General features: G+C 72.6%; 15 protein-coding genes. 4 read left to right on the top strand and 11 right to left on the bottom strand.

All coding sequences use genetic code 11. From position 1 onward, the window contains the following. Positions 1–28: 28 nt before the first annotated feature. The 3 genes from FHS88_RS17820 to FHS88_RS17810 form a co-directional block, all read right to left on the bottom strand. Positions 29–2,764: a DUF4159 domain-containing protein gene (locus FHS88_RS17820; protein ID WP_184486828.1), complete on the bottom strand. Its 2,736-nt coding sequence runs from the start codon at positions 2,762–2,764 to the stop codon at positions 29–31. Continuing rightward, complete coding sequence (locus FHS88_RS17815) at positions 2,764–3,618, bottom strand: DUF58 domain-containing protein (RefSeq protein WP_338146646.1); 855 nt, start codon at positions 3,616–3,618, stop codon at positions 2,764–2,766. The genes FHS88_RS17820 and FHS88_RS17815 overlap by 1 nt, the downstream gene beginning before the upstream one ends. Before the next feature lie 247 nt (positions 3,619–3,865). After that, positions 3,866–4,870 (bottom strand): AAA family ATPase, encoded by a 1,005-nt coding sequence (locus FHS88_RS17810; protein WP_184486827.1) that lies wholly within the window; start codon positions 4,868–4,870, stop codon positions 3,866–3,868. A 122-nt stretch (positions 4,871–4,992) separates the two neighbouring features. On the opposite strand from FHS88_RS17810, the gene FHS88_RS17805 reads away from it, so the two are divergent. Then, positions 4,993–5,565, top strand: a complete 573-nt coding sequence (locus tag FHS88_RS17805) for a DUF1285 domain-containing protein (RefSeq protein ID WP_246420219.1) — start codon at positions 4,993–4,995, stop codon at positions 5,563–5,565. Next, positions 5,562–6,209 (top strand): CoA pyrophosphatase, encoded by a 648-nt coding sequence (locus tag FHS88_RS17800; protein WP_184486825.1) that lies wholly within the window; start codon positions 5,562–5,564, stop codon positions 6,207–6,209. Before FHS88_RS17805 ends, FHS88_RS17800 begins: the two co-directional genes overlap by 4 nt. A gap of 83 nt (positions 6,210–6,292) precedes the next feature. Here the strand turns inward: FHS88_RS17800 and FHS88_RS17795 are convergent, their stop codons facing one another. After that, on the bottom strand, positions 6,293–7,033 hold the full coding sequence (locus FHS88_RS17795) for a THxN family PEP-CTERM protein (RefSeq protein WP_184486824.1): 741 nt from the start codon (positions 7,031–7,033) through the stop codon (positions 6,293–6,295). A gap of 304 nt (positions 7,034–7,337) precedes the next feature. Here FHS88_RS17795 and FHS88_RS17790 point away from each other — a divergent pair, with 304 nt between their 5' ends. Then, positions 7,338–8,315, top strand: a complete 978-nt coding sequence (locus tag FHS88_RS17790) for a Bug family tripartite tricarboxylate transporter substrate binding protein (protein WP_184486823.1) — start codon at positions 7,338–7,340, stop codon at positions 8,313–8,315. Positions 8,316–8,402: 87 nt separating this feature from the next. On the opposite strand, the gene FHS88_RS17785 is transcribed toward FHS88_RS17790, so the two are convergent. The 5 genes from FHS88_RS17785 to tcuA all read right to left on the bottom strand — a co-directional run bounded on the left by FHS88_RS17785 (position 8,403) and on the right by tcuA (position 13,367). Next, entirely contained in the window at positions 8,403–8,801 is a 399-nt protein-coding gene (locus tag FHS88_RS17785; protein ID WP_184486822.1) for a Zn-ribbon domain-containing OB-fold protein, read from the bottom strand. Between the two features lie 5 nt (positions 8,802–8,806). Then, positions 8,807–9,979, bottom strand: coding sequence for a thiolase domain-containing protein (locus tag FHS88_RS17780; protein ID WP_184486821.1), 1,173 nt, complete (start codon positions 9,977–9,979; stop codon positions 8,807–8,809). 186 nt (positions 9,980–10,165) lie between these two features. Then, positions 10,166–10,780, bottom strand: a complete 615-nt coding sequence (locus FHS88_RS17775) for a M35 family metallopeptidase (RefSeq protein ID WP_184486820.1) — start codon at positions 10,778–10,780, stop codon at positions 10,166–10,168. Between the two features lie 72 nt (positions 10,781–10,852). Then, positions 10,853–11,965, bottom strand: coding sequence for a tricarballylate utilization 4Fe-4S protein TcuB (tcuB, locus tag FHS88_RS17770; protein WP_184486819.1), 1,113 nt, complete (start codon positions 11,963–11,965; stop codon positions 10,853–10,855). 4 nt (positions 11,966–11,969) lie between these two features. Further along, on the bottom strand, positions 11,970–13,367 hold the full coding sequence (gene tcuA, locus FHS88_RS17765) for an FAD-dependent tricarballylate dehydrogenase TcuA (protein ID WP_184486818.1): 1,398 nt from the start codon (positions 13,365–13,367) through the stop codon (positions 11,970–11,972). A gap of 68 nt (positions 13,368–13,435) precedes the next feature. Here tcuA and FHS88_RS17760 point away from each other — a divergent pair, with 68 nt between their 5' ends. Further along, on the top strand, positions 13,436–14,206 hold the full coding sequence (locus FHS88_RS17760; RefSeq protein ID WP_211842354.1) for a GntR family transcriptional regulator: 771 nt from the start codon (positions 13,436–13,438) through the stop codon (positions 14,204–14,206). Between the two features lie 57 nt (positions 14,207–14,263). Here the strand turns inward: FHS88_RS17760 and FHS88_RS17755 are convergent, their stop codons facing one another. Together FHS88_RS17755 and FHS88_RS17750 are read right to left on the bottom strand one after the other, a co-directional pair. Continuing rightward, on the bottom strand, positions 14,264–15,181 hold the full coding sequence (locus tag FHS88_RS17755) for an SMP-30/gluconolactonase/LRE family protein (RefSeq protein WP_184486817.1): 918 nt from the start codon (positions 15,179–15,181) through the stop codon (positions 14,264–14,266). Between the two features lie 25 nt (positions 15,182–15,206). Beyond that, positions 15,207–16,259, bottom strand: a complete 1,053-nt coding sequence (locus tag FHS88_RS17750; RefSeq protein WP_184486816.1) for an SDR family oxidoreductase — start codon at positions 16,257–16,259, stop codon at positions 15,207–15,209. Positions 16,260–16,402: the final 143 nt, after the last annotated feature.

Below are 16,402 nucleotides of genomic sequence, written 5' to 3'. Positions count from 1 at the left end.
CGGGGTGCGGGGCGGAGGGCAGCGGCGCTCAATTCCCGAGCCTTTCCAGGATCGCCGGCACATGCACCTGGTCGCCCTTGTAGTTGCCGGTCAGCGCGTACATCACGAGGTTGACGCCGAAGCGGTAGGCCAGGATGCGCTGCCGCGCGCCGCCGGGAATGGTCGCATAGGGGTTCTGCCCGCGCCCGTCCTGCGCCCAGGCCGCCGCCCAGTCATGGCCGCCGATGATCACCGGGCTCACGCTGTCATTCGCCCGGTCCTGGTCGCGCGCCACCCAGACCTGGCCGCCCGCATAGCGCCCGGGCAGGTCCTGCAGCAGGTAGAAGGCGCGCTTGAGCACATGATCCTCCGGCACGGGCGCGAGCGGCGGCACGGCGAGGTCCCGCGTCACCCGCCGCAGCGCCGCCCCGGCACCGGGGTTCATCCCCTCGCCCGAGCCCTCGTCGCGGGTGTCCATCAGGATGATGCCGCCATGGCGCATGAACGCGTTCAGCGCCGCGGCCGTCGCCGCGTCGGGCTGCGGCGCGTCGGGCAGCACGGGCCAGTAGAGCAGCGGGTAGAAGGAGAGGTCGTCCCGCCCCGGCACCACGCCGTGCGGCTCCGCGAGCGCCGCGGCGGTGCGCCGGTTCACGAAATCCGACAGCCCCGCGAGGCCCATCCGGCTGATCTCGTCCACCTGGGCATTGCCGGTGACGATGTAGGCGAGCCGCGTCGCGATCGCCGCCGCGCCCGGCCCCTCCTGCGCGGCCGCGGGGCCTGCCAGCGCCAGCGCCAGCGCCGCGGCGATCCCGCGCCGGCCCCATTGCGGCCCGACGAGGCCGCGCTGCACCAGCGAGACCAGCAGGTCGGCCGCCAGCAGCAGCAGCGCCAGCGCCAGCAGCCAGGGCCCGAGGTCGCGCTCGGCCGGCACGCCGCCGATCGCCTCGCTGCGCGCGCCCGCGGGCGGCGGCGCGGCGGCGCGCGGGGGCGGCAGATGGGCCGAGACGTTCAGCGCGCGCCGCCAGGCCGCCTCCTCCGTCTGGCCGGGCGTGCCGTACCAGCCCGGCGGATGGCGCGGGGAGGCCGCGGTCTCCTCCACCCGGTTGGCCGGGATGGGCGCGGCGGCCGGCGTCGCGGGGCCGAGCCGGCCGAAGCCGTCCAGCACCTCGAGCGGGGCGAGCGGCGCCTCGCCCTCCGCCCCCTGCACCCCGGCCGAGAGCGCCACCAGCCGCCGCAGCATGTCCACGAACAGGCCGGACAGCGGCAGGTTCGACCATTCCGCATTGGCCGTGACATGGAACAGCACGATCCGCCCCTGCCCGCGCGGGGCGGCGGTGACGAGCGGCGTGCCGTCGGCCAGCCGCGCCCAGGAGCGCTCGGTCAGCCGCGGCGAGGGCTCGGCGAGAACCTGCCGCTCCACCGTCACCTCGGTCGGCGGCGTCAGGCCGGCGAAGGGCGTGCCCTCGGCAAAGGGGGCGAGGGTCTGCGGCCGTTCCCAGGAGAGCGCGCCGCCGAGCGCGCGTTCCCCGGCGCGCAGCGTGACCGGCAGCAGCGGATCGGGGCGCTCGGCCATGCGGGGGCCGGCGAAGCGGATCAGCATCCCGCCCTGCTCGACCCAGCGGGTCAGCGCCTCGCGCTCGCGGCCCTCGGGGATCTCGCGGTCGGCCAGGATCAGCACCGCGAGGCGGCGGGCCAGCAGCGCCTCGGGGCTGCCGCGGCGGATCTCGGCATAGGGCGAGAGCGCGCGATCGAGGTAGAAGAGATCGCCGGTCAGCGGCGCATCCGCCGTCGTCTCCTGCGCGGCCGCAAGCCCCACCGGGCGGCGGCGGAAGCGCTCGTCCAGCAGCACGGTCCCCGCCGCCCCGGCCTCGGGCTCGATGTCGAGGCGCACCACCTGGTTGCGGATCTCGATCGGCAGGTCGAGCGCGGCCTCGGCCTCCGTCGCGCCGGCCGCGAAGGCGAGCGTGGCGGAGGCGATCGCCCGCCCATCCCCGGTGCGGGCGAGGACCGTCGCCTCGCTCGGCGCCGCCAGGGCCGTCTGCAGCACGCGCACCACCAGCCGGTCGGCCTCGGCGCGCGGCATGGGCAGCAGCCGCGCCGGGCGGCCCTCGGCCTGCGCCACGGTCAGCGGCCCGGCCTCGGCCAGCGCGGCGGCGAGGGGGGAGAAGGCGTCGCCCTCCCGCGCATGCTCGACGCCGTCCGCGACATAGAGGCTCGCGATCGCGCCGGGATGGGCCCGCCGGAAGGCCGCGAGGGCGGCGAGCGCGGCCTCGCGGTCCGGCGCCCAGGCGCGCGGGCGGAGCGCGGCGAGGCGCGCCCGCGCCTCCTCCGCCGGCATCAGCCCGGTGGCCGCGACCGGCTCGCCCGTCTCGGGTGCGGCGGTTGGCAGCAGCGCCACGCGCCGCCCCTCGCGCGCTGCGGCATCCACGGCCGCCGTCGCGCTTGCCATCCGCGCGGCCCAGTCAGGGGCGGCGGCCCAGCCATTGTCCACCACCACCAGCAGCGGGCCATCGCCCCCCGCGCCCGTCTGCGGCTGCCACACCGGCCGGGCGAGGCCGAGGATGAGCAGCGCCGCCGCCGCGATCCGCAACAGCAGCAGCCACCAGGGCGTGCGGTGCGGCGTCTCCTCCGTCGGCGGCAGGTCGCGCAGCAGGCGGATGGCCGGGAAAGCCTGGCTGCGCGGCGCCGGCGGGCTCACGCGCAGCAGCCACCACAGCAGCGGCAGCGCCGGCAGCGCCACCAGCAGCCACGGCGCCGCGAAGGCGATGGGGCCGGCCTGCCACATCAGTCGGGCGCCAGCCGGCGATGCAGCGCGAGCAGCGCGGCCTCGGGCGGATGGTCCGTCCGGTGCGTCGCGAAGGACCAGCCGGAGGCCGCGGCCAGCGCCCGCAGCCCGTCGCGATGCCGCGCAAGGCGTTCCTCGTAGAGCGCGCGCACGCCCTCGACCCGCGGCACCAGCGCATGATCGGGGGTCGCGACGCCCTCGAACCGGACGCGGCCGGTGAAGGGCAGGGTCTCCTCGGCAGGGTCGAGCACCTGCAACAGATGGCCCCGCACCGCCCGCGCCGCCAGTTGCGCGACGACCTTCCGCGTCTGCTCGAGCGGCGCCAGGAAATCCCCGATCAGCACCGCCCGCGCATGGCGCGGGATGCGCCCATCCTCCGCCACGGCGGCGGCGCGCGGGAGCGACTGCGCCAGAACCGGCAGCGCGCCGCGCCCCGCGAAGGCCCGCGGCAGGCCGAACAGGCGCACCCTCTCGCCCCCGCGGAACAGCAACGAGGTGAGGGCGAGCAGCAGCAACTCCGCCCGCGTGCGCTTGGTGGGCAGCATGCGGTCGCTGCGCCAGTCCATCTCCGGCCCGGACTGGCACCACAGCGCGACGGTCTGCGCCGCCTCCCACTCCGTCTCGCGCACGAAGAGGCGGTCCGACTTGGCCGATTGCCGCCAATCCACCCGCGCCGCCGCATCGCCCGGCAGATAGGGGCGGAACTGCCAGAAGGCATCACCCTGACCCGGCCGCCGCCGGCCATGGACACCCTGCATGACCGTCTGCGCCACACGCTCGGCCTGCACGACAAGCGGCGGGAGCGAGGCGCCAAGGGCCTCGGCCCAGGGGACGGGAACGGTGGTCACGGGCACGCGCCGGGGAGGGCGCCGCCCTCCCCGGACCCCTCCCGCCAAGGGCTTAAGGCCCTTGGAACCCTCGACCTGATCGGGGTGGTGAGGGAGGGGGCGTCACACGCGCGCACTCGATCACTGGCGCGCCACGCCCCCTCCCTCACCACCCCGATTGAGATTGGTTTCCAAAGGCCTTTCGGCCTTTGGCGGGGAGAGGTTCGGAGAGGGGCGGCGCCCCTCTCCGACGTGACCCGGGCCGCCTGTCCCCTCACCCCAGGCTGTCCTTCAGCGCCTCGATCACTTCGCTCAGTCGCACGCCGTCGGCGCGGGCGGCGAAGGTCAGAGCCATGCGGTGGCGCAGCACGGGTTCGGCCAGTGCGATCACGTCGTCCACGGAGGGTGCGAGGCGGCCGTCGAGCAGCGCGCGGGCGCGGGTGGCGAGCATCAGCGCCTGTGCGGCGCGCGGCCCGGGCCCCCAGGAGAGGTTCTTCTGCACTGTTTCCAGGGGCGAGGTCTCGGGGCGGGCGCCGCGCACCAGTTTCAGGATCGCCTCCAGCACCTGTTCGCCGACCGGGATGCGGCGGATCAGGCCTTGCGCGGCGATGAGTTCGGGGCCGGTCATGGCTTGCGCGGGCCGTGCCTCCCGCGCGCCGGTGGTGGCGAGCAGCATGGCCCGTTCGGCCGCGGCGTCGGGGTAACCGACCTCGATCTCGAGCAGGAAGCGGTCGAGTTGCGCCTCGGGCAGCGGGTAGGTGCCTTCCTGCTCGATCGGGTTCTGCGTGGCGAGCACGTGGAAGGGCGCGGGGAGCGCGTGCATCTCCCCGCCGATGGCCACGCGGTGTTCCTGCATCGCCTGCAGCAGCGCCGATTGCGTGCGCGGGCTGGCGCGGTTGATCTCGTCGGCCATCAGCAGTTGGCAGAAGATGGGCCCGCGCAGGAAGCGGAAGGCGCGCTTGCCGTGCGCGTCCTCCTCCAGCACTTCGGAGCCGAGGATGTCGGCCGGCATCAGGTCCGGGGTGAACTGCACGCGGCGGGCATCGAGGCCGAGCACGGTGCCGAGCGTGTCCACGAGCTTCGTCTTGCCGAGGCCCGGCACACCCACGAGCAGCACATGCCCGCCGGCGAGCAGCGTGGTCAGCACGCGCTCGATCACGAGGTCCTGGCCGAAGATGACCTTGCCCACCGCCTCCCGGACGCGGGCGAGGCGGGCGCCGAGCGCCTCCACCTCGGCGACGAGGGCGGCGGGATCCTGCGTTTCGGCCACTTCACTCATGCGGGCATGGCTCCCTATATGACAGTCGCGGAGGCGCGCCGGCCGGTGCCACCCCATACCGGATTACCTCGCATCGGCCAGGGCGCGTGCAAGGGCGACGACGGGCGATGACGCTCCAGGGCATGGAAAAGACGGGCGGCACGGTGCCTCCGGCAGGCACGGTGCTTGCCCGCGCGAGGATGGAATGCGGCAACTATGCCATCCGGATCGCGCGCGATGGCACCTGGTACTACAAGGGCAGCCCGATCCAGCGGAAACCTCTGGTCTGCCTGTTCGCATCGGTGCTCAAGCGCGGCGAGGACGGATCCTACTGGCTCGAGACTCCGGCCGAGCGCGGGCGCATCGAGGTGGAGGACGCGCCCTTCCTCGCGGTCGAGTTGTTCTGGCGCGATTGTGACTGCGGCTGCGGCGTTCCCCAGCAATGCCTGACCTTCCGCACCAACCTCGACGAGATGGTGACCGCGGGCGCCGAGCATCCGATCCGCGTGCACCTCGACCCGCGCACGCGCGAGCCGCGGCCCTACATCCTGGTGCGCCCGGGGCTCGAGGCGCGGATCAGCCGCGCCGTCTTCTACGAACTCGTCGCGCTGGCCCAGCCGGAGACGATTGACGGGCGCGAGGTGCTCGGCGTCTGGAGCGAGGGGGTGTTCTTCCCGATCGACGAGGCGCCGGCGCTCGACATGGCGGCCGATTGAGCCCGCCGCCGAGCGAAGCGCCCGTGCTGGCGCCGGCGCTGCGGCTCGACGCCGCGGCGCTGCGGCAGCGGCTCGCCGACCCCGATTCCGTCCCGCGCGACCGGCCATCCCCGCAGGAGGATCTCGACCGCGCCGCGCGCGCGGGCGGGCGCATCGTGCAGGCGGCGGTGCTGGTGCCGCTGGTCGTGCATCCCGAGCCCACCGTGCTGCTGACGCTGCGCTCGGCGCGGCTGAGTTCCCATGCCGGGCAGGTCTCCTTCCCCGGCGGGCGGATGGAGGCGGGGGAGACGCCCGAAGAGGCCGCGCTGCGCGAGGCGGAGGAGGAGGTCGGGCTCGACCCGGGCCTGCCCGAACTGGTCGGCCGGCTGCCGAGCGTGCTGACCGGCACCGGCTACCTGGTCACGCCCGTGGTGGCGCTGCTGCGCCCGCCCTTCGGCCTGCGGCACGATCCGGCCGAGGTGGAGGAGCCCTTCGAATATCCGCTCGCGCGGCTGCTGGACCCCGCCGCGCCCGAGCGGCGGCGGCAGGAGTTCCGCGGGCGGATACGCGAGTTCTGGGTCTGGCCGCATGAACGGCACTACATCTGGGGCGCGACCGCCTCGATGCTGGTGACGCTGGCGGCGGTGCTGCGCGGGCGGGGCTAGGGCCGGGCCGTCCGGAATGCGCGGGGCTGCCGCGCCGGAGGCGGTCCCGGCGCCGGGGCGGGCCCGGCGCCGGGGTGTCCCGGTCAGGCCGCGCGGCGGCGCATCGCGAGGCCGAGCCCGGCGAGGCCCATGCCGAACAGGGCAAGGGACATCGGGGCGGGAACCACCTCGGAGCGCAGCGTCCAGTTGGCGCGGATCAGCGCCGAGTTGCTGGCGTTCTCCTTGGTCCAGAACTCGCTGAACGGCACGCCGTTGATCTCGAAGCCGACGATGTTCAGCGTGTAGGTGTCGGCGCCGATGACGATGCTCTCGGAGAGGTTGTTGAAGCCCACCTGGACCCGGTCGGCGCAGCCGAATTCGTTGACGCCGGAACCATTCGCCCCGCCATTGGCGCAGGGATTGGCACCGTTCGGCGTCTCCCAGTGGTCGAAGTCGAACACGAAGTTCTTCGTGCCCTGGCTGACGTTGTCGATGCTGATGCCGGCGGTGATGGTCAGGCGGACGCCGGTGATGCTCGTCCCCGAGGTGATCGGGAAGTTGCGGTGCGTGAAGGTGCCAAGGGTGAAATCGGGCGAGGGCGAGGGCGGCAGCAGGGAGGCGATCGGCATCGTCGCGGCGGTGAAGACGTAGCCGCTCTGCGGCCCCCCCGTGCCCCAGTTGACCGAGGCGGAGGCGGTGCCGTTGCCGGTGAAGTTGACGGCCGAGCCGCCGACGACGTTGGACCAGGTGGCGGTGATGACGTCGATGGACACCGAGGCCGCCGAGGCCGCGCCCGGCGCCAGAAGCGCGATGGCTGCGGCGGAGGCGATGAGGCCCTTACGCATGGTGGTTTTGCTCCCCTCATGGGGCCGCGCATCGGAAGGGGGGAGCGCGGCTGCTGCGGGGTGGGGCGGAGGGGATAGGGGGTCCCGATCCGCCGCCGGAGCGACTGGAGCAATAAACGGGCCACGCATTTTTCGCCGTTAGATCGCTGTTTTGGCTATGTTTCCTGGCCGTGGCGCACGAGGCCTCACAAGTCTGTAAGGAATCCCGACTCCGTCGGGCCGGACCGCGCGGCGCCGCGTGGCTGGCCAGCCCCCGCCGTCCGCTCTATCTCCTTCCCATCACCAATCCGGGAGATGGAACGTCATGACCACCCGCCGCACCCTCCTCGCCGCCGGCACCGGCCTGCTCGCCGCGCCGGGCATCGTCCAGGCCCAGGGCGAGTGGCCGAACCGGCCCGTGCGCATCATCGTGCCCTGGCCGCCCGGCGGGTCCACCGACGTGCTGGTCCGCATCTATGCCGAACGTCTGCAGGCCCTGCTCGGCCAGAACTTCGTGGTCGAGAACCGCGCCGGCGCCGGCGGCAACATCGGCATTGACGCCACCGCCAAGGCCGCGCCCGACGGCTACACAATGGGTATCGCCTCGGTCGGGCACCTGGTGATCAACCGCTTCCTCTATACCCGCCTGCCCTACGACCCGGACCGCGACCTGGTGCCGGTCGGAATCGCCTGGGACCTGCCGAACGTCGCGGTGGTGGCTGCCCAGCACAACCCGTCCCAGACGCTGCGGGACTTCATCGCCTGGGGGAAGGCCAAGCGCGGCGGCATCTCCTACGGCTCGCCGGGGGTGGGCACCACGCCGCATCTCTCGGGCGCGCTGTTCTGCGCGCGGGCGGGAATCGAGGGCACGCACGTCCCGTTCCGCGGCGCGGCGCAGACCATCCCGGCGATGCTCTCGGGCGACCTCGACTTCGCGCTGGACAACCTGACTTCCTATGTCCCCGTCATCCAGGAGGGGCGGATGCGGGCGCTGGCCGTGACCAGCGCCGAGCGCTGGCCGACGATGGACCAGATCCCGACCATGGCGCAGGCGGGGATGGATAACTTCGTCGTCTCCTCCTGGCAGGGCTTCATCTTCCCCAACGGCACGCCGCGGGCCGTCATCGACCGCCTCAGCGCGGCGCTGCGCCAGATCGTGGACGACCAGGCGTTCAAGGACCGCTTCCTGCGCTCCGGCGCACTCGCGGTCTGGACGAGCGCTGAGGATCTCAAGGCCCGCGCCGACCGCGAGCGCCCGACCTGGCAGGAGGCGGTGCGGATCTCGGGGGCGCGGCTCGAATAGCGCGCATGAGAAAGGGCGGGAGGATCGCCTCCCGCCCCCGGCTTTCCGGGGCCGCGATGGCCCCGGCGCGTCGCCTGGCCGTGCGGTTCAGGCCGGCGTGAACATCGGCACCGGCGCGCCGCCCTCTTCGGTCGGCTTGAAGACCAGCTTCACCTTCTGGCCGATCTTCAGCGCATCGAGGTCGCAATCGACGATGTTGGTGAAGATGCGCGGGCCCTCGTCGAGCTCCACATAGGCCGGCGCGTGCGGCTCCTTCGAGCGCATGACGGTGAAGGAGTAGATGGTGCCCGTGCCCTTCGCCTCCACCAGCTCCACGTTGTTCGACAGCGTGAAGGGCGAGCAGCCGCGCGGATACCAGAAGTGCTTGCCGGTGTCCTTGCACAGCCCGATGAGGAAGCGGCCCTCGCGGGCGGCGTCCCAGAAGGGCTTGGTGGTCGGGTCTTCCTTGGGGGCGGGGATGGCGCGGTTGGCGGCCTGGGTCGCCATGGTGATCACTCCCGTTCCATGATGAGCGTGGCGGAACCGTGCCGGTGGCCGAGCAGGCCGCCGATGCCGTTGGCGAGCGCGAGCCTGCAGCCCGGCACCTGCACCTTCGGGTGCGCCTCGCCGCGGAGCTGGCGCACCGCCTCGATGACCTTGGTCATGCCGCCGCGATTGGCCGGGTGGTTGTTGCACAGGCCCCCGCCATCGGTGTTGAAGGGCAGCTTCCCGACGCCCGAGATCAGGTTGCCGTCGGCGACGAAGGCGCCGCCCTTGCCCTTCTCGGCGAAACCCAGATCCTCGATCTGCATCAGCACCGTGATGGTGAAGCTGTCGTAGATGGAGGCGTACTGGATGTCCTTCGGCGTGACGCGCGCCTCCTCGAAGGCCGCCGCGCCGGACTGGCGCGCGGCCGAATAGGTGAGGTCGAGATAGCCGGCCGCCTGGTTCTTGGTGGCCTCGGCGCAGCCCAGCACCTTCACCAGCGGGCGCTTGAGCGACTTCGCGATCTCCGGCCGCGCCACGATCAGCGCGCCGCCGCCATCCGAGATGACGCAGCAGTCGAGCCGGTGCAGCGGGTCCGCCACCATGGGCGAGTTCAGCACGTCCTCGACCGTGACGACCTTGGGCAGCATGGCGTGCGGATTGTGCTGCGCGTGCTGCGAGGCGGCGACCTTGATCCAGGCGAGCTGCTCGGAGGTCGTGCCGTATTCGTACATGTGGCGCGAGGCGACATTCGCGTAGGACGTGACCACGGTGCGCGCCATCGGGATCTCGAACGGATCGTCCGGGATGTTCGGCGCCCAGGAGCGCGGCACCGTCCCCGTCGCCATGCCCTCGGCGCGCGGCCGGCCGGCGAGCGTGATGAGGGCGATGTTGCAGCGCCCTTCCTTGATGGCCTGCGCCGCATGGCCGACATGCATGACATAGGAGCAGCCGCCCATGTCCGTGCTGTCCACGTGGCGCAGCTTCGTCAGGCCCATGTAGTCGGCCATGTTGAGCGGCCCGAGCCCCGGTGCTGCGCCGGTGCAGAAGAAGCCGTCCACGTCGTCCTTCGTGAGGCCCGCATCCTGGAGCGCGCCGAAGGCGACCTCCGCATGCAGTTGCGCGACCGATTGGCCCTCGGCCTTGCGCGTCGGGTGCTCGAAGGCCCCGACGATGTAGGCGGCGCCGTTGATGCTCATGGCGGGGGCGGTTCCTCCTGCTGGCGTTGTCGCGCGCAGGGAAGCAGCCACCGGCCCGCCTGTCGAGGGGGCCGCGGCCGCGCCGACCGATCGGTCAGCCGCGGCCGAGGGAAGGAAGGTCCCCGCCGGGCCGCGCGGGATTGCGCGGTGCCCGGCGGGGTTTCGCTGCCAGGCTGGGGGGCAGTATCAGCGCGGCAGGAACTCGGCGAAGTATTCGTAGCTGTCGGCGTTCATCTGGGCGGCGGCGGGGTCGTCCTTCGCCAGCGCCTCGGCGCCGCGCGGCTGGTAGGCGTGGTCGCGCGTGCCGAGGGCGAGGTGGCTCATCTCGTGGATGACGATGCCGCCCTGGCTGTCCTGGCCGCTGCGCGCGGCGCGGAAGTAGCCGGGGCAGAAGCCCATCACCTCCCGCGCATTCCCGCCCCAGCGCACATAGGCGAAGGTGGCGTTGCCGCAGGCGCCGGCGCGGTTGCATTCGTAGGCGATGCGGTTCTCGCGGCTGTCGAGACCCTCGGCGATGGCGTGGAAGTTCTTGGCGATGGCCCCGGCCGGGTTCGTGCCGAAGAAGCGTTCGAGATGGCCCTGGATGCGCTCGGGCTCCAGCGTGAGGGCGGCGATCGACTCGTTCGTCATCCGCCGCGCATCGGCGAAGCCGCGGCGGATCGCCACGCGCTGCTCGGCGCTGCACTGGCCGTTCTGCGTGAGCGCCTGGCGCTCGGCGCCCTTCACGCCCTGCGCCCCGGCCGGCAGCGGCGCGGCGATCAGCGCGGCGAGGGCGAGGGCGGCGGCAAGGATCCTGCGCATCTCTCGGTCTGCCTTCCTCTCGGGTGGCAGGCGGAGGATGCCGCGCCGGGAACGGCCCGGCGCTGAAACGCTTCAGCCGGCCGCGGCGATCGGCGCGGCGCCGCGCTTCTCCTTCGCGTTCCGCAGCAGCGCGATGGCGCGGTAGAGGCCGTGCACCATCTTGGAATAGGGCATCAGCAGGAAGAAGGCGAAGACCAGGCCGAGATGCAGCGCGAGCATGATGCCCATCGCGCCCGTGTGCCGCACCGCGAGCAGCAGCAACCCCGTCGCCGCGATCAGGAACAGCAGGCCGAGGATGGCGAACTCGCCCCCCAGCACCTTGCGCGAGACCGGGCCGGGATCGGTGATGACCTTCACATGCATCAGCCCCGCCGCGCCGATCATCATGAACACGCCGCCCCAGGTGCCGAGCTGCACCGGCAGGGAGAGGAAGGCATGCGGCGAGTACCAGCCGAACACGTAGTGGTAGATGGTGCCCGTGCAGGTGGCGGCGAAGCACAGCATGAAGCCGCCGAACAGCGCCTGGTGCAGCCAGCGGCGCCGCATGGCGAAGCCGTCGTCGAGGTCGTTGCAGCCATGCCCGCCGCCGCCGAGATGGCGCATGGTCACGATGTCCATCGTCGCCTCGGCCGCGGGCGCGAGGCCGCCGCCGGCGCCACCCGTCGCCCGCAGGTAGGAGCGCGCGCCCATCGCCATGGCGAGGATGGCATAGCCGAAGGTCGCGACGCCGAGCGCGATCATCAGCCAGTGCGGGATGACGCGGAAGAAGGCGCCGACGCCGCGCTGCGCCGACCACAGCACCGCCGGATCCTGCAGCGCCACCGTCAGCAGCAGCGCGAGCGTCACGCCGAGCGCGGCGAAGGCCGAGACCACCGTGCCGTTGCGCTCGAACAGCCGGCCGAAGCCCGCCGGCCAGGCGTGCTTCGCGTAGGTCTCGTTGCGCAGTTCGGCGAAGGTGGCGGGGATGTTGATGCCGAAGGCGTGCGGCGGCGCATATTGGCAGGCGTGGTAGCAGCCCTTGCAGCCATGGCAGAGATTGGCGAGGTGCGCGAGGTCGCCCTCGGTGAAGGCGCGGCGCATCGCCATCGCGGGGAAGACGGCGCAGTAGCCTTCGCAGTAGCGGCAGGCATTGCAGATTTCCATCTGCCGCCGGGCCTCGGCGACGGTCGCGGATTCGTGGGCCATCGCCTCAGTTCCTCACGAGTTTCGCGGCTTCCTCGCCCGCGATGCGGCCGAAGACGGTGCCGATCGCCATGCCGAAGCCGGCGAGGTAGCCCTGGCCGAGGATGTTGCCGGACATGATCTCCCCGCTCGCGAACATGTTCGCCGAGGGCGTGCCGTCCTGCATCATCACCCGCGCGCGCTCGTTCACCTTCACGCCGAGGAAGGTGAAGGTGATGCCAGGCCGCAGCGGGTGGCAGTAGTAGGGCGGGGTGTCGATGCGCCGCGCCCAGTGGGATTTCGGCGGGCTCAGCCCCTCGGTGCGGCAGTCGTCGAGCGACTGCGCCTTGAAGGTGCCCGGCCGCACGGCGGCGTTGTAGTCGGCCACCAACTTCTCGAGCTTCGCGGCATCGAGGCCGATCTGCGCGGCGAGGTCCGCGATGGTGTCCGCGCGGTAGGGCGCGAAGACCGGCGGCAGGTAGTCCATCTGCGCCTTGGAGTCGTTGATCGCGAAGGCGACCTGGCCCGGCTGCTGCGCGATCAGCCGGCCCCAGATGGCGTAGCGCTTGGGCCAGACATCCTCGCCCTCGTCGTAGAAACGCTCGACGTCGCGGTTCACCACGATGGAGAAGGGCACGCAGTCGAGCCGCATGGCGAGGCCGCCATCCTCCATCGGCGCGCGGGCGTCGTTGGCGACCGCGTGGAACTGGGTGGGGTCGCCCACCTCCTGCACGCCCTGCGCGAGCAGATCCTTCAGCACGCGGCCCTGTGCATAGGGCGTGCCGCGGATCTGGAAGTTGTCCGCCGCATCCCCCCAGTACCGGCGCAGCCATTCGCGGTTGGCCTGGAAGCCGCCGGCCGAGGCGATGAAGGCCTTGAAGCGGATGCGCGCGGGAAAGCCGCGGTGGGAGACGATGGCCTCGGTCGCGAAGCCGTCCTTCACCACGATGTGCTGCACCTCGGTGTCGTAGAGGATGGTGATGCCGAGCGCCTCCGCCGTGCGGTAGAGGGCGTTCACCAGCGCCTTGCCGCCGCCGAGGAAGAAGGCGTTGGTGCGGCTGAGCGAGAGCGTGCCCGAGAGCGAGGGCTGGAACACCACGCCGCAGGATTCGAGGAATCCGGGTGCGTGCTCGGAGGCGCGGATGCACAGCCGCGCCAGCGTCTCGTCGGTCTTGCCCGCGGTGACGCGGCGCAGATCGTCCCAGTATTCCTCCTCGAGATAGGAATCGGTCAGCACGCCGGTCGGGCCGTGGTGCAGCGCGCGCAGGTTGCGGGTGTGGCGGGAATTGCCGCCGCGCATCGCCCGCGGCGCGTGCTCGGCCACCACGACGCGCGCGCCGGCCCGGCAGGCGGTGATGGCGGCGCAGAGCGCTGCATTGCCGCCGCCCGCGACCAGCACGTCGAAGGTCTCGCTCAGATCCGCCATGGCCGGTTCCCTACGGAGGGATGGTGCGCTTGTATCCAGTTGCATCCAAGAATATACGAACCGGCGTGATGCGCAAGACCGCCGCCGCAAGCCCGCTGCAGCCGGCCCTGTCCGCCTTCCGCGCCGCGGCGCGGCCGGGCTATAGGGCAGGCATGGATGGCGGACCGACCTCCTCCCGCGATCTCGGCCAGGAAGCCTATGCGCGCATCCGCGAGGCCATCCGCGCCGGCGCGCTGGCCCCCGGCGAAAGGCTGACCGAGACCGACCTCGCGGCGCGCTTCGGCGTCTCGCGCACGCCGGTGAGGCAGGCCATCGCGCGGCTGGAGGCCGAGGGGCTGGTGACGCACGAGCCGCGCCGCGGCCTCGCGGTGACGCGGCCGGACCACCAGCAGGTGGTCGAGCTCTACGTGATGCGCGAGGTGCTGGAGGGCGCGGCCGCGCGCCTCGCCGCGCAGCATGCGAGCGAGACCGAGATCGCGGCGATGGCCGAGATCGTGGAGCAGGAACCCGCCTGCTTCGGCGACGGCGAGGCGCTCGCGCAGGTGAACCAGCGGCTGCACGGGCTGCTCTACCTCGCCGCGCACAACCGCTACCTCCTGCGCAGCCTCGAGCAGCTCGCCGCCACCATGTCCCTGCTGCCGACGCTGCTGACGCGCGGCGGGCGCGCCGAGCAGGCCCATGCCGAGCATCGCGCGATCCTCGAGGCCATCATCCGGCGCGACGGCGATGCCGCGGAGACCGCCGCGCGTGCCCATGCGCGCGCGGCGCAGAAGCACCGCCTCGCCTGGATGGTGGGCACGGTCGGCGTACCGGTGGCAGTGCCGGGCGGAAGGCGCTGACGAACCGGCGCTGACCGATGCCGGCGGGCGAAACCCGGTCCTGGTGCGCTTCGGGCGTCAGGCGTGGGAGAACAGCGCCTGCCCCGGATGCTCCCACCGCGCGCGCAGCACGGTGCCGCTCTCGCTCTCGGTGATGAAGATGTCGCGGTTCTCCGGGCCGCCGAAGCAGACATTCGTGGTGCCGAGGCCGCGCGGCGAGCGGATGCGCAGCAGCGGTTCGCCCAGGCGCGAGAAGATCCACACCGTGCCCATGCCGGCATGCGCGACGACGAGGTTGCCCTTCACGTCGAGCGCCATGCCGTCGGGCCCCGCGAGCCCGCCCGACATCTGGATGAAGCGGCCCACGCGGATCACGCCGCCATCCTCGGTGATGGGCACGCGCCAGATGGCGTTGTCGCGTGTCGCCGCGACATGGAGCGTGTGGCCGTCCGCCGCGAGCACGAGGCCGTTCGGGCTCGGCACGTTGGAAACGAGCGCATCGGCCTGCGCGGCGCCCGCGCGCAGCCGGTACACGCGGCCGGCCGGGTCGTGCAGCCCGGTCTGGCCCTGGTCGGTGAAGAAGAGGTCGCCGTTCATCGCGAAGGTGCAGTCGTTGACGCCGCGGAAGCCCTCCCGGCGCGCCCGCGGCACCAGCGGCGATATCGTGCCCGTCTCGGGATCGAGCCGCAGCAGCCCGCGCTTCGCATCCGTGATCGCCGCCCAGCCGTCGCGATGGAAGGCGAGGCCGTTGGGCTCGCCGTCGTACTCGGCAACCACGCTCCACTCGCCCGAGGGGCTCACGCGGAATATGCGGCCGAAGGCGATGTCGGTCAGCCAGAGATGGCCCGCGCGGTCGAAGGACGGGCCCTCGAGGAAGGAATGCGGCGTCGGACCCGGGCGGCCGTAGAGCCATTCGCTCGACCGGCCGCGGATGCGCAGCGCCTCGGGCACTTCCGTATGGATCTCCGCAAGGATCTCGGGCGGTGCGGCGTACATGGCGTTTCCCTGCCTCGGCGTTGCATCAGGGCGGCAGGATGCGCGCGGCGCGGTATCCGGCGACCTGGTCGGCGAACATCGCCCAGCTGTCCACGAATCCCGTGAACCCCGCGGCGCGCGCCGCGGTCATCGAGGACAGCACGTCGTAGTCCATGTTCAGGAAGAAGTCCGCGAAGCTCCAGGACGCCACCTGGGCCAGCGGCAGCGCCAGCCCGTGCCTCGCCCGGATCGCTTCCCAGACCGGCCCCTTGTCGGCCATCCAGTGCGCCATCGCCATCGGGCGCGGCTTCCCGCAGCGCAGGCCGAACAGCTCGGCCAGGAAGGGCCAGAGGTCGCACCAGCGGAAGGCGTCCCCGTTCGTGATGTTGAAGGCGCGGTTGGCGCAGCGGGGCTCGCGCAGCATCCACAGCACGCCCTCGGCGAGCAGCGAGGCGTCCGTCACCTCGTGCAGCCTGTCCCAGGCTCCGGGCTTGCCGGGGAAGTCGAAGGGCGCGCCCAGTTCGCGGCAGATCGCGGCATAGGCGCCGAGCGTCGAGACCATGTTGCGCGCGCGGCCCGGTGCGACATCGAGCACGAAGTTCGGGCGGCTGGCCGACCACGTCCAGGCCCGCCCCCGCTGCCGCGCGGCGACGAGATCCTGCTGGTCGTAGTAGAAGTTCGGCGGGAGATGGCGCGGGTCGTCCTCCCGCGCCGGCGTGCGGTAGGGGCCGATATGCAGCCCGTACCACTTGCCGCCATGGATCAGGTGGAGATGGGCGAAGTGCGGCAGCGCGGCCTCCGCCGCATCCAGAAGGTTCCGCAGCATGCCGACATTCGCGGGCACGTCCTCGACGCCCGTCTCGCCATGCGGTGCGCGCGCTGCATAGACGATGTGCGTGACGTCCGGCCGCGTCGCGAGCGCGCGGGCGAGGCCCTGCGCGTCCGCGAGATCGGCGACGATCCACTCGGGCGCATCCTCCGGGCGGTTGCGCGACAGGCCGATGACGCGGAAGCCCGGCAGCGCGCGGGCGCGTTCGATCATGCGCGTCGCCGCGGCGCCGGTCGCGCCCGCGACGAGCAGGGTGCATTCGGCGCTCATCGGGCGCGTTCCGCTCGGGCGGCCTGCATGCGCGTTTCCTCTCCGTCCGCGGCGATGCTGAGCGAGGCGCGCGGGCCGCGTCAACGGCTGGGCCTTGCGCGCCCGCGCCGGCGCCTCCACGCTCCGGCGCAAGCACGATGGAG

Origin of the sequence: Neoroseomonas alkaliterrae, assembly GCF_014199195.1 — a bacterium.
Taxonomy (GTDB): Bacteria; Pseudomonadota; Alphaproteobacteria; order Acetobacterales; family Acetobacteraceae; genus Neoroseomonas; species Neoroseomonas alkaliterrae.
Note: the sequence above shows the minus strand (reverse complement) of the source record. Positions and strands in the feature narration are given on the sequence as shown.

Coding starts and splice junctions, on each gene's coding strand:
- FHS88_RS17790 (WP_184486823.1), top strand. CDS start 7,338: ATGACCACCCGCCGCACCCTCCTCGCCGCCGGCACCGGCCTGCTCGCC.
- FHS88_RS17820 (WP_184486828.1), bottom strand. CDS start 2,764: ATGTGGCAGGCCGGCCCCATCGCCTTCGCGGCGCCGTGGCTGCTGGTG.
- tcuB (WP_184486819.1), bottom strand. CDS start 11,965: ATGGCCCACGAATCCGCGACCGTCGCCGAGGCCCGGCGGCAGATGGAA.
- FHS88_RS17750 (WP_184486816.1), bottom strand. CDS start 16,259: ATGAGCGCCGAATGCACCCTGCTCGTCGCGGGCGCGACCGGCGCCGCG.
- FHS88_RS17780 (WP_184486821.1), bottom strand. CDS start 9,979: ATGAGCATCAACGGCGCCGCCTACATCGTCGGGGCCTTCGAGCACCCG.
- FHS88_RS17760 (WP_211842354.1), top strand. CDS start 13,436: ATGCGCAAGACCGCCGCCGCAAGCCCGCTGCAGCCGGCCCTGTCCGCC.
- FHS88_RS17775 (WP_184486820.1), bottom strand. CDS start 10,780: ATGCGCAGGATCCTTGCCGCCGCCCTCGCCCTCGCCGCGCTGATCGCC.
- FHS88_RS17805 (WP_246420219.1), top strand. CDS start 4,993: ATGGAAAAGACGGGCGGCACGGTGCCTCCGGCAGGCACGGTGCTTGCC.
- FHS88_RS17795 (WP_184486824.1), bottom strand. CDS start 7,033: ATGCGTAAGGGCCTCATCGCCTCCGCCGCAGCCATCGCGCTTCTGGCG.
- FHS88_RS17810 (WP_184486827.1), bottom strand. CDS start 4,870: ATGAGTGAAGTGGCCGAAACGCAGGATCCCGCCGCCCTCGTCGCCGAG.
- tcuA (WP_184486818.1), bottom strand. CDS start 13,367: ATGGCGGATCTGAGCGAGACCTTCGACGTGCTGGTCGCGGGCGGCGGC.
- FHS88_RS17785 (WP_184486822.1), bottom strand. CDS start 8,801: ATGGCGACCCAGGCCGCCAACCGCGCCATCCCCGCCCCCAAGGAAGAC.
- FHS88_RS17755 (WP_184486817.1), bottom strand. CDS start 15,181: ATGTACGCCGCACCGCCCGAGATCCTTGCGGAGATCCATACGGAAGTG.